10 protein-coding genes are annotated in these 12584 nt (G+C 61.0%); 4 read left to right on the forward strand and 6 right to left on the reverse strand.

From position 1 onward, the window contains the following. Positions 1–52: 52 nt before the first annotated feature. Complete coding sequence (locus tag IE061_RS11410) at positions 53–1162, reverse strand: S-(hydroxymethyl)glutathione dehydrogenase/class III alcohol dehydrogenase (RefSeq protein ID WP_096921357.1); 1110 nt, start codon at positions 1160–1162, stop codon at positions 53–55. Positions 1163–1371: 209 nt separating this feature from the next. On the opposite strand from IE061_RS11410, the gene IE061_RS11415 reads away from it, so the two are divergent. Further along, the gene (locus tag IE061_RS11415) at positions 1372–2259 is read left to right on the forward strand and encodes a LysR family transcriptional regulator (RefSeq protein ID WP_016916324.1); all 888 of its coding nucleotides are present in this window, start codon (positions 1372–1374) and stop codon (positions 2257–2259) included. 14 nt (positions 2260–2273) lie between these two features. Here the strand turns inward: IE061_RS11415 and IE061_RS11420 are convergent, their stop codons facing one another. Next, the gene (locus IE061_RS11420; protein ID WP_039175634.1) at positions 2274–3641 is read right to left on the reverse strand and encodes an L-serine ammonia-lyase; all 1368 of its coding nucleotides are present in this window, start codon (positions 3639–3641) and stop codon (positions 2274–2276) included. A gap of 183 nt (positions 3642–3824) precedes the next feature. Between IE061_RS11420 and IE061_RS11425 the strand changes: the two genes are divergently transcribed. Together IE061_RS11425 and IE061_RS11430 are read left to right on the forward strand one after the other, a co-directional pair. Further along, positions 3825–4466: a hypothetical protein gene (locus IE061_RS11425; protein WP_081192452.1), complete on the forward strand. Its 642-nt coding sequence runs from the start codon at positions 3825–3827 to the stop codon at positions 4464–4466. Between the two features lie 179 nt (positions 4467–4645). Continuing rightward, positions 4646–6217, forward strand: a complete 1572-nt coding sequence (locus IE061_RS11430; protein ID WP_039175630.1) for an AbgT family transporter — start codon at positions 4646–4648, stop codon at positions 6215–6217. A 101-nt stretch (positions 6218–6318) separates the two neighbouring features. On the opposite strand, the gene rpoD is transcribed toward IE061_RS11430, so the two are convergent. The 3 genes from rpoD to rpsU all read right to left on the reverse strand — a co-directional run bounded on the left by rpoD (position 6319) and on the right by rpsU (position 10656). After that, positions 6319–8175 (reverse strand): RNA polymerase sigma factor RpoD, encoded by a 1857-nt coding sequence (gene rpoD, locus IE061_RS11435; RefSeq protein ID WP_081192460.1) that lies wholly within the window; start codon positions 8173–8175, stop codon positions 6319–6321. 230 nt (positions 8176–8405) lie between these two features. Beyond that, positions 8406–10253, reverse strand: a complete 1848-nt coding sequence (dnaG, locus tag IE061_RS11440; RefSeq protein WP_193461638.1) for a DNA primase — start codon at positions 10251–10253, stop codon at positions 8406–8408. Between the two features lie 187 nt (positions 10254–10440). After that, positions 10441–10656 carry a 30S ribosomal protein S21 gene (gene rpsU, locus IE061_RS11445; RefSeq protein ID WP_016416934.1) on the reverse strand — a complete coding sequence of 72 codons (216 nt, stop codon included), beginning with the start codon at positions 10654–10656 and terminating at the stop codon, positions 10441–10443. 200 nt (positions 10657–10856) lie between these two features. On the opposite strand from rpsU, the gene tsaD reads away from it, so the two are divergent. Beyond that, positions 10857–11912, forward strand: coding sequence for a tRNA (adenosine(37)-N6)-threonylcarbamoyltransferase complex transferase subunit TsaD (gene tsaD, locus IE061_RS11450; protein ID WP_193461639.1), 1056 nt, complete (start codon positions 10857–10859; stop codon positions 11910–11912). 9 nt (positions 11913–11921) lie between these two features. Here the strand turns inward: tsaD and IE061_RS11455 are convergent, their stop codons facing one another. Continuing rightward, positions 11922–12491 carry a glycerol-3-phosphate acyltransferase gene (locus IE061_RS11455; protein ID WP_193461640.1) on the reverse strand — a complete coding sequence of 190 codons (570 nt, stop codon included), beginning with the start codon at positions 12489–12491 and terminating at the stop codon, positions 11922–11924. Positions 12492–12584: the final 93 nt, after the last annotated feature.

Below are 12584 nucleotides of genomic sequence, written 5' to 3' on the forward strand. Positions count from 1 at the left end.
GAAACGCGGCGGGTTGCCCCGGCCGCGTTCTTTCAGGCTGCTTTCATCATACTCAGTAATGCAGAACGGTACGAATGCTCTTGCCGGCATGGAGCAGGTCGAAGGCTTCGTTGATCTTCTCGAAGGGCATGTCATGGGTAATGAAGTCGTCGATGTTCAGCTCGCCGTTCATATAACGGTCTACATAACCCGGCAGCTCGCTACGCCCTTTCACGCCGCCAAACGCAGAGCCTTTCCATACCCGGCCGGTGACCAGTTGGAAGGGGCGCGTGGAGATCTCTTCACCGGCACCCGCCACGCCAATGACGATCGACTCACCCCAGCCCTTGTGGCAGCACTCGAGGGCAGAACGCATCACGTTGACATTGCCGATGCACTCGAAGGAGTAGTCCACGCCACCGTCGGTCATGTCGACGATCACTTGCTGGATCGGGTCGCTGTAGTCTTTCGGGTTGACGAAGTCCGTCGCGCCGAACTGCTTGGCCAGCTCGAACTTGTCCGGATTGACATCAATGGCGATGATCTTGGCGGCTTTGGCCATCACGGCACCCTGGATCACCGCCAGGCCGATCGCACCGAGGCCAAACACGGCAATGGTGGAGCCCGGCTCGACCTTGGCCGTGTTCAACACGGCACCAATCCCGGTGGTGACACCGCAGCCCAGCAGGCAGATCTTGTCCAGCGGCGCTTCCTTGGAAACCACGGCCAGCGAGACTTCCGGCAGCACGGTGTACTCACTGAAGGTGGAGGTGCCCATGTAGTGGTGCAGCATCTTGCCTTCCAGCGAGAAGCGCGATGTGCCATCGGGCATGACCCCTTTACCTTGGGTAGCGCGCACGCTGCCACACAGGTTGGTCTTGCCGGACAGGCAGAATTTGCACTTGCCGCACTCAGCGGTATACAGCGGAATGACGTGGTCGCCCGGCTTCAGGCTGGTCACGCCTTCGCCCACTTCCTGCACGATACCCGCACCTTCGTGGCCCAGTACCGCCGGGAAGTTGCCTTCCGGGTCGGCGCCCGACAAGGTATAGGCATCGGTATGGCAGACGCTGGTGGCCGCCATTTTCACCAGTACCTCGCCCGCCTTGGGGCCTTCCACATCGATGTCGACCAGTTCGAGCGGCTTGCCCGCTTCGAGTGCAACCGCAGCACGTGATTTCATGCAAATCTCCCCGAGGTGTTGCGCAGCGACGTTCCACTGCCTGGGCGCAACAGCGCTCGATAAAGTGGATGGATAAACGTGCTTGCAGTGTAGGCCAGCTAGGCGAAAGGGATAAAGCGGGATACACTCACAAGATTATTGCCACTGAGCAATAGTCGCGTTGCTCATTCGCTGCCACCCTTCACCGCCAGATGGGCATGAGGAGCGCCATGCAGCGCTGGGATCGTATCGAAGCGTTCGTGGAAGTCGTACGGCTCGGCACCTTTTCGGCCGCGGCTCGCCACTTGAAGGTGTCCACCTCGCACATCAGTCGGCTGGTCAGCCAGTTGGAGAATCAGCTGGGCGTTCAGCTGCTGTATCGCACCACACGGCAGATTCGGCTGACCGATGCCGGGGCCTTGTACGTGGAGCACTGCCGCCATTTGTTCGATGGGCTGCGTGATGCCGAGCAGGCGATCAGCGAGCTGCAGGCCAAACCCCATGGGCTACTGAAACTGACCTCGGCAACGACCTTCGGCGAGCGCTACGTTGCCCCGCTGGTCAATGATTTCCAGCGCCTGCACCCTCAGCTCGAAGTACACATGCACTTCACCAATCGCCCGGTGGAGTTGATCGAAGAGGGTTTCGACATCGCCATTCGCATGGGGGTGCTGAAAGACTCCAGCCTGATTGCTCGGCGGCTGTGCGAACGCCGCGAATACGTGGTGGGCTCACAGGCCTATTTTCGTCAGGCGCCCCGCCCCCACACGCTGGGCGAGCTGAGCCAACACCGCTGCCTGCTGGGGTCGCGCCCCAACTGGCTGTTCGAAGTGAACGGCCAGCGGCGAGAGGTCAAGGTGGAGGGATGCTGGAGCGGCAACTCGGGGCCAGCCCTGCTGGATGCAGCCCTGAAAGGGCTGGGCCTGGCTCAGTTGCCGGATTACTACGTCGCTCCGCATCTGGCCAATGGTGAACTGATCTCGGTGCTGGAACCCTTCCAGCACCACGATACGGCGGTGTGGGCGGTCTACCCGCGCCACCGCCACTTGTCACCCAAGATTCGTCAACTGGTGGACTATCTGGTGGCCAATATCGGCCGCACCCTGCCCCAGGCCTGACACGCGCTGCCGGATTAACACTCGATGGCGTTGACCGCGAGCCCTCCCTTGGAGGTCTCCTTGTATTTGTCCTGCATGTCGCGTCCGGTATCGCGCATGGTCTTGATCACTTTATCCAGCGAGACGAAGTGGTCGCCATCACCATGCAGCGCCATGCGGGCGGCATTGATGGCCTTGACCGACGCAATGGCATTGCGCTCGATACAAGGGACCTGCACCAGCCCCGCCACCGGGTCACAGGTCAGCCCCAGGTTATGCTCCAGGCCAATTTCCGCAGCGTTTTCTACCTGCCGCGGCGTACCGCCCAGCACTTCGGCCAGCCCGGCCGCCGCCATGGCGCACGCCGAGCCGACCTCTCCCTGGCAGCCCACCTCCGCCCCGGAGATCGAGGCATTCTTCTTGCACAGTATGCCCATGGCGCCCGCCGCCAACAGAAAATCGACCACATCGGCATCGCAGGCGTCGGGTTCGAACTTCAGGTAATAGGCCAGCACCGCCGGAACGATACCGGCAGCCCCATTGGTGGGCGCCGTGACCATCCGCTTGCCGGCCGCGTTCTCTTCATTGACGGCCAGCGCAAACAGGTTGACCCAATCCATCACGCTGAAACTGCTGACGATCAGGCGCTGCTGGGCGGGCGGCGAAAGCAGTTGCTGATGCAGGGCGTTGGCGCGACGGCGCACGTTCAGCCCGCCAGGCAACCGCCCGGTGGCTTTCAATCCGTTCTCGATGCTGTCACGCATGGCGTGCCAGATCTTCAGCAGTTCGGTACGGATGGTGTCTTCGCTGCGCCAGGCTTTCTCGTTTTCCAGCATCAGCTGGCTGATACGCAAATCATTCGCCTGGCACAGTGCCAAAAGCTCGTTACCCGATTCGAACGGATAAGGCAGCGCCGTCTTGTCCTCATCTAGCCCGCCCTGATCGGCACAGGCCTGGTCGACATAGAAGCCGCCGCCCAGCGAGTAGTAAGTGTTGGTCGCGATCACTCGCTCTTGCTGGTAGGCCGTGATCACCATGGCATTGGGATGAAAGGCCAGACAGGTCTCGTCCCACTCGATGTCTCGCGCACGGTCGAAGGGCAGCGAATGCCCATTGGGCAGCGTCAGTGGCGTCCCGTCGTCCAGCGCCGCCAGGCGTCCGGCAATGCTGTCGGGCTCGATGGACTCGGGCATTTCACCCATCAGGCCCATCACCACCGCATTGTCGGTGCCATGGCCTACCCCAGTCGCGGCCAACGACCCGTGCAGCCGCACCACCAGCCGTGACACTGGCGCTTCCGGCAACGCCATCACGAAATCCCGCGCCGCGCGCATGGGCCCCACGGTATGCGAGCTGGACGGGCCAATGCCTATCCGAAACAGATCAAAGACGCTAATAGCCATGGTGACACCCGCCCCTCAACGGTCGTTATTGCTTTCATGTCGTTACTTTGCAGTGTAACCCGCCATTCGTCGAGATATTCCTGGCACGTTCGACGTGTCAGCACAGAAAAGTGACGATACAATGAACATCCATTCATGTATGTTTGTTGTTTGACTGATCTCGCCTGACGTAGAGGAACCGTGATGCCACCCTCCTGGCCTATTGATTTTCGCACTGCGCTGCTGCGCGCGACACTCTATATACTCTTCATCGGAGGCATCGCCCAAGGCGCGTATCTGGAAGCGTTGTATCTGCCTACCGTGCGCTATACCGAGCTGGGGTTCACCGAGCTGACCCAGACCTTCATTCTGATCAGTTGCTGCACCTTGCTCCTCTACGTACGCCATGTGCTGAAAGTATGGCCCACGGTGACCCTTCTGCTGCTGGCCTTCCTCGCTGCCTCGCTGGTACGTGAGCAGGACTACTTTCTCGATGAGTACGTCGCACGGCATACCTGGAAAATCCTGGTCGCCATGATCATCCTCCCCTCACTGGCCTGGGTCGTGTACCAGCGCCAGCGTTTTCTGGAGGAGTTTCGCCACTTCAGCAATAGCTTTGCCTTTGGGCTGTTTGCAGGCGGCGTACTGGTTACTTATGTATTTTCACGTCTTTATGGCAGGCAAGTGTTTTGGCGCGCCGTATTGGAGGAGCAGTACGTCCGGGTTTTCAAGGATGTGGCAGAAGAAGTGGTCGAGCTGCTGGGCTATAGCCTGATTCTGTTTGCCATGATCGAGCTGCTCCTGCTGGCCCGACGCCTGCACCTTGCTCGCCAGAAAAGCGCCTGACACCCTGCCAATAGGTTCTTTTTGCCGTCTTTGAGAGCACCGCCAGAGACGGCATTTCATTTTTTACATCCCGCTATACGTAAAGCCATTTGCGCCCCCTTGGCCATCCACGTAGTGTCGTCCCCCACACTGCTTTGGGCAATTTTGCTAAAAAACAACCAACTGACGACACAAACGTTATGAATACACCAAACAATCGTGAAAATACGCTAAAACGCGGGGCGTTCACTCGCTTCCTGGATAGCGTCGAATGGCTGGGCAATCTGCTGCCTCACCCGGTGACACTGTTCGCCATCCTGTGTGTACTGGTGGTGGTCGGCAGCGGCATTGCGGGGGCGCTAGGGGTATCGGTAGCCGACCCACGCCCAGCCAATGAAGGCGAGTGGATTGCCGTCAATTCATTGCTCAACGCCGAGGGCCTGCGCCGCCTGGTCACCGAAATGGTGACCAACTTCACCAGTTTTGCGCCCTTGGGTACCGTGCTGGTGGCCATGCTGGGGGTGGGTGTGGCCGAGCACTCGGGCCTGCTGTCGGCCAGCATGCGCGCGCTGGTACTCAACCGCTCACCGCGCATCGTCACCTATGCCGTGGTATTTGCGGGCATCATGTCGAACATGGCAGCCGAGCTTGGCTATGTGGTGCTGATTCCGCTGGCGGCGATGATCTTTCATTCGCTGGGCAGACATCCGCTGGCCGGTCTGGCAGCCGCGTTTTGTGGCGTCTCCGGCGGCTACAGCGCCAACCTCTTGATCGGTACCGTCGACCCGCTGCTCTCGGGCATCACTCAGGAAGCCGCTCGTCTGCTGGACCCGGCGTATATCGTCGGAGCCGAAGCCAACTGGTTCTTCATGTTTGCCAGCACGTTCTTCGTCACCCTGATTGGCGGTTTGGTCACGGAACGCATCGTCGAGCCGAAGCTGGGCAAGTTCGACACGGCCTATGCCGACAGCGATATCGATCAGCAGCGCATGGAGGGCCTGTCCGACACCGAAAAGCGGGCACTGAAGGGCACCGGCCTGGCCACTCTGGCACTCATCGCCCTGGTGGCCATCATGGTGGTGCCTGAAGGCGGCATTCTGCGCGACCCCGAGACCGGGCTGATCAGCGGCTCCCCCTTCCTGCGCGGCATCGTGGTGATCGTGGCCGTTTCGTTCAGCGTGCTGGGCTTCATCTATGGTCGCTTGGCAGGCACCATGCACAATGACCGCGACGTGGTGAACGCCATGGCCAAGAGCATGAGCAGCCTGGGCCTCTATATCGTGCTGGTCTTTTTTGCCGCTCAGTTCGTGGCGCTGTTCAACTGGAGCAACTTTGGCACGGTGACCGCCATTGCCGGAGCCGACCTGCTGGAGTCCCTGGGGCTGCGCGGGCCTGGACTATTTGCGCTGTTCATCATCATGTGCGCCTTCATCAACCTGTCGCTGGGCAGCGCATCGGCGCAGTGGGCCGTGACGGCACCCATCTTCGTGCCCATGCTGATGCTGATGGGCTACGCCCCGGAAGTGATTCAGGCCGCCTACCGGATCGGCGACTCGGTCACCAACCTGATCACCCCGATGATGAGCTATTTCGGGCTGATTCTGGCCGTAGCGACCCGCTACCGCAAGGATATGGGCATTGGCACCCTGGTAGCGCTCATGCTGCCTTATACCCTGTTCATGCTGATCGGCTGGAGCCTTCTGTTCTTCCTCTGGGTGTTCGTACTGGGTCTGCCCGTAGGACCGGGCTCCGCGACTCACTACACCCTGTAAAGGCTTCAACAAAAGGCGGCAAGGTGCTATTGGCACCTTGCCCAACAGCTGCCCACAAAAAAGCCCGCCGTGTTTCCACGGCGGGCTTTTTCGAGCGACGCTTACTCGTCCAGGAAGGAGCGCAGCGGCTCGGAACGGCTGGGATGACGCAGCTTGCGAAGCGCCTTGGCTTCGATCTGGCGGATCCGCTCTCGGGTCACATCGAACTGCTTGCCGACTTCTTCCAGGGTGTGATCGGTATTCATGTCGATACCGAAACGCATGCGCAGCACCTTCGCTTCGCGAGCGGTCAAACCACCGAGGACGTTACGGGTCGCTTCGATCAGGCCTTCGCCGGTCGCCATATCGATGGGCAGCAGCATGGTGCTGTCCTCGATGAAGTCACCCAGGTGAGAGTCGTCGTCGTCACCAATCGGCGTCTCCATGGAGATCGGTTCCTTGGCGATCTTGAGCACCTTGCGCACCTTGTCTTCCGGCATTTCAAGACGCTCGCCCAGCTCTTCAGGGGTCGGCTCGCGGCCCATTTCCTGCAGCATCTGACGCGACACACGATTGAGCTTGTTGATGGTCTCGATCATGTGGACCGGAATACGAATGGTACGCGCCTGATCCGCGATGGAGCGCGTAATGGCCTGACGAATCCACCATGTCGCGTAGGTGGAGAACTTGTAGCCACGGCGATACTCGAACTTGTCCACCGCTTTCATCAGACCGATATTGCCTTCCTGAATCAGATCCAGGAACTGCAGGCCACGGTTGGTGTACTTCTTGGCGATCGAGATCACCAGACGCAGGTTGGCCTCGACCATCTCTTTCTTGGCCCGGCGCGCCTTCGCTTCACCGATGGAGAGCTTGCGGTTGACTTCCTTCAGGTCCGCCACCGTCAGCTGCACCATGTCTTCCTCGAACGCAATTTTGCGCTGAGAGCGTGCGATGTCGGCACGCAGTGGCTCAAGACGGTCGGCATACTTGGGCTGCGCTTCCTGGAAAGCGTCCAGCCACGACGAATCCGACTCATGCCCCGGAAAGGACTTGATGAAGGTCTTGCGCGGCACCTTGGCTTTCTTGACGCACAGCTGCATGACCGCCTTTTCCTGGGCACGCACCTGCTCCACGCTGATGCGGATCTGCCCCACCAGGCGCTCGAAGTGCTTGGGCACCAGTTTGATGGGTGAGAACAGCTCGGCCAGACGTGCCTGCTCGGCTTTCAGCTCGCTACTGCCACGGCCAAACTTGGCCAGCGCCGCTTCGACGGCGGCGTTCTGCTCACGAATCTGCTCGAAACGCGCCTTGGCTTCTTCCGGGTCCGGGCCACCTTCGCTGGCGTTGGTGTCCTCGTCATCATCGTCATCGTCGCTGTCGATATCATCGTCATCGCTCAGCTCGGCATCGACTTCCGGCTCGGGGGTTTCCGCTTCGGCCACCCCGGGAATGCCTTCGTCGGGATCGATGAAGCCAGAGAACAGATCGGAAAGGCGCCCTGGCGCTTCCTCGTCCTGGGTTGCGTCGTAGGCTTCGAGGATGGAGGCAACGGCACCGGGCAGGTACGCAAGCGCCGACATGACCTCCCGCGTGCCCTCTTCGATCCGCTTGGCGATTTCGATTTCGCCTTCACGGGTCAGCAGCTCCACCGTGCCCATCTCGCGCATGTACATGCGGACCGGGTCGGTAGTGCGACCGACGTCGCTTTCCACGGCGGCGAGTGCCGCAACGGCCTCTTCCGCAGCGGATTCGTCCGTGGAGTGATCCGACATCATCAAAGTGTCTTCATCTGGCGCTTCTTCAACGACACTGATACCCATGTCGTTGATCATGCCAATGATGTCTTCCACTTGATCCGGGTCGGCGATATCCTCGGGTAGATGGTCGTTGACCTCGGCATAGGTCAGGTAGCCCTGTTCCTTGCCGCGCGCGATCAACTCCTTCAGACGTGACTGCTGCTGCGCATTTCCAGCCATAGAAACCCTATCTCGACGAAGAAGAATGAAACACCTGGGGCGCTGAATCGATTAAACTCAACAAGCCGAACAGTATAGCGTAAATAGCTGGATTTTTTCCAGCGAAACGTATTTGCGCGATCATTCAGGTGTGTTAGGTTGTTCGGTTAGCCAATACTTGGCGACATAACCTCTATGTGGCCCTGAAGTTCGAGATTTCAACCCCTCACCTCTTGCAACCACCTTGTGCATTAGCGGCCCTGGGTCAATTCCAACACCAACCCGGCCAACCGCTGCCGCTGCTCCTTATCCAGTTTTTGCCCTGAGCGCTCCAGCGCCAGCAAGGCATCGTACTCTTCCTGAGGCGAACGCTTGCGCTGCTGCTCGGCCAGGTGTTCGACCAGCCCGGTCAGCTCGGCTTCACGGGTCGCCTTGGGAATCAGCAGCTCACGCGCGGCCAACTCTGCCAGCACACGCCCCTCATCACTGCCCTGAAAGTGCGCCAGCACCACTTGCGGGCTGCGGTAGCGTCCGGCGCGCAGCAGGGCAATCAGGTCGCGGCACAGCGATGCCTGCGGATCCTGACCAGGCAGCCAATCCTGCGTTTCCGGCAGAACGGCCACCAGCGTCGGCTCATGCAGCAACAGCTGCACGATGCGTCCCACGGTGGAGAGCGTCCGCGAGGTGCTCGCCTGTCGCGATGGCCGACCGCCGCGCGGGCGGGCCTGCTCTTCCGGCATCGCCTGCGCATCGACCGGTTCCCACTGCGGCGACGCCCTGGAGGCCGCCGCCACGCGTTTGTCCAGCAACCCCTGCAACTGCGCCTGGGCCAACCCACTTCGCTTGGCGAGCGTCTCCAGCAGCAGCGACTTCAGTATGCCTTCCGGGACCTTCTGCAGCGCCTCCAGCACGTGACTGGCGAAGCGCTCGCGCCCTTCCACGGTCTGCAAGTCGCGCCCCTGGGCAGCCTGTTCGAACAGAAACTCCGACAGCGGCATGGCACAGGTCACGCGGTCTTCGAAGGCCTCGCGACCCTCGCGGCGCACCAGCGAGTCCGGGTCGTCCCCTTCCGGCAAAAACAGAAACCGCGCCTCGCGGCCATCGATCATCTGCGGCAGCGCGGTTTCCAGCGCACGGCTGGCTGCCTGACGCCCGGCGCGGTCACCGTCGAAACAGAACACCACGCGACTGACCAGACGAAACAGCCGCGACAGATGATCTTCGGTGGTGGCAGTCCCCAGCGTGGCCACGGCGTTGTGAATGCCGTACTGCGCCAGCGCCACCACGTCCATGTAGCCCTCGACCATCACCAGCTGTTCCAGCTTGCTGGTCGCCTGACGCGCCTCGTACAGGCCGTAGAGCTCGCGCCCCTTGTGAAAGACAGGCGTCTCCGGCGAGTTGAGGTACTTGGGCTGCTCATCCCCCATGACCCTACCGCCAAAGGCGATGGTCCGACCGCGCAAATCGCGTATCGGGAACATCACCCGGTCGCGGAAGCGATCATAGGTACGCCCGGTGTCCTCGCGATGAATCAGCAGACCGTACTCGATCTGCACCGGCTCACCGATGCCCTTGGCGCTCAGATGCTGCTTCAGCGCCTCCCACCCGCCGGGGGCATAACCAATCCCGTAGGTGGTCATCACATCTGGCGAGAGGCCGCGCCCCTGCAAGTAGCGCTGGGCCGCCTGGCCCTCCTGCATCTTCAATCGCTCGCGATAGAAGCTGGCCGCCACCTCGAGAAGATTGACCCCTTCCTTGCGTTTTTTCTCCCGCTGCTGGGCTCGCGGGTCGTCCGCCCCTTCCCTGGGCACGTCCAGCCCCAGCCGTCCGGCCAGTTGCTCGACTGCCTCGGGAAAGGGCAGCTTGTCGTATTCCATCAAAAAGCGTAGCGCATTACCGTGGGCACCACAGCCAAAGCAGTGATAAAACTGCTTGTCGGCACTGACGGTAAACGAAGGTGTTTTTTCCTGATGAAAAGGACACAGGCCGGAAAAATTACGGCCCGCTTTCTTGAGCTGTACGCGCTCCCCCACCACCTCGACCACGTCGACGCGGCCAAGCAGATCGTCGATAAATCGCTGTGGAATTTGACCTGCCATGGGCTGAGGGCATCCTCGCGCAACACGCTTGTGGGCGGGTCTAACGTCATCAGGCCACGCGCCTGATCACCTTAAACCGCGCAAAACAGACAACACGAAACGAAAAACAAACGGCCACCTGGTGGCGGCCGCTTGGCATCCCTCTTGAGACAACCAGCCAACTGCTCTGGCTCTCTCCAGGTACGGATCAATAGAGCCGTTCGAAACGCTTACGCTCACGCTGCAACTTCTTGGCGTGGCGTTTTACGGCAGCTGCCGCTTTGCGCTTGCGCTCAGCAGTCGGCTTCTCGTAGTGCTCGCGACGACGTACTTCAGACAGAACGCCAGCTTTTTCGCAAGAACGCTTGAAGCGACGCAGGGCGACGTCAAACGGCTCGTTATCACGTACTTTTACAGAAGGCATTAAGCACTCACCTACCTTAAGGAGTCTTGAGTTCGGATAGTACGCACACCGAACAAGACGGTGTACGACCCAGTTTTACAGCGCACAGTAGTCTAGTCGTGGTTGGCCATCTTTGCAAATGCTTACGCCCAGCGGGCACGACAATGCTAGACTAGCCGGTTTCGAGTACCTGCCTTTTCAATCAGATGAGTGCTTTTGCCATGCGTGTACTGGGCATCGAGACATCCTGCGACGAAACCGGCGTCGCCATTTACGACACGGCCTACACCGGCGGTCAGGGTCTGCTGGCCGATGCCCTGTACAGCCAGATTGCCATGCACGCCGAATATGGCGGCGTGGTGCCCGAACTGGCCTCTCGGGATCACACACGCAAGCTGCTGCCGCTCATCGAACAGGTATTGAAAGAGGCCCATCTTTCCCGCCACGACCTGGACGGCATCGCCTATACGGCGGGCCCGGGATTGGTGGGTGCGCTGATGGTCGGTGCCAGCACCGCCCATGGCATGGCCAGGGCGCTGAACATCCCCGTATTGGGGGTGCATCACATGGAAGGCCACCTGCTGGCCCCCATGCTTGAGGAGGAGGCTCCTGCCTTTCCCTTCGTGGCCCTGCTGGTCTCCGGCGGCCACACCCAGCTGGTGGAAGTACAGGGGCTGGGTTGCTATCGACTCCTGGGCGAATCGGTAGACGATGCGGCCGGTGAGGCCTTCGACAAGGCCGCCAAGATGCTGGGCCTGGCGTACCCAGGCGGCCCGCTGGTGGCCAAACTGGCCGAACAGGGCGACCCTAAACGCTTTCGCTTCCCGCGCCCCATGACCGACCGCCCCGGGCTCGACTTCAGCTTTTCAGGCCTGAAGACCCACACCTTGACGACGATTCGCCAATTGGAAGCCGCAGGCGAGCTGGACGAACAGGCCAAAGCCGACGTGGCACGCGCCTTCGAAGAGGCCGTCGTGGATACGCTGGTCATCAAATGCCGCCGAGCCCTGGACGAGACCGGCCTGAAACGCATCGTGATGGCGGGTGGTGTGAGTGCCAATACGCGGCTGCGCGAGCGCCTGGCCCTGGAGACCCAAAAGCGCCAGGCCCGTGCCTATTACCCACGTGGGCGCTTCTGCACCGACAATGGCGCCATGATTGCCTATGTGGGCGCCCAGCGTCTGGCGGCAGGAGCGCGCGACGACAGCGGTATCATGCAGGCTACACCACGCTGGCCACTGGACACGCTGACAGCGCCCCTCAGCACCACCCGATAAGCCGTTGGCCTATTTGCGCAGCGGGGGCTCTTCCCCCTGCCGCCAGCGACGAATATTGAGCACATGACGGGTCAGTACCAGCAGGCTGAACCCGCCCACCACGATCATATAGTCAGGCGCCAGCCAGGTGCACAGCAGCGGCGCCAACAGCGCGCTCGCAACCGACGCCAGCGCGGCGGTACCCAACCGCCATGCCATCAACGCCCAGATGGCAGCGCTGAGCAGCGCGACGCTGGGCACCAGCACCAGCAACACCCCGAAGGCGCTGGCGACGGCCTTGCCGCCTCGAAACCCATACCAGAGCGGGAAGCTGTGGCCCAGCAGCACCGCCAGCCCTACCAGACCCTGCCACATAATCGGCAAGGCCAGCCACTTGGCAGCCAAGACCACCGGCACCGCCTTCAAGGCATCCAACGCCAGGGTGGCCGCCGCCAGCCGAGGGCCATACAGCCGTAACACGTTGGAAAACCCGGGGTTACAGGAACCGCAAAAGCGCGGATCGGCCACGCCTGCCCAACGGCAGACGCTCACCGCCGCCAGCCAACTGCCGCTCAAGTACCCCATGACGATCCACAGCATCCCCTGCTCACCCTGCCCCTCATCAGCCAGCGCCGCCGCCTGAACTGTCGTTTATGGTCGTCCTCAAGTACAATCGCCCGCTTGTCGACGCTG

It is taken from the genome of Vreelandella hamiltonii, assembly GCF_014651795.1.
Taxonomy (GTDB): domain Bacteria; phylum Pseudomonadota; class Gammaproteobacteria; order Pseudomonadales; family Halomonadaceae; genus Vreelandella; species Vreelandella hamiltonii.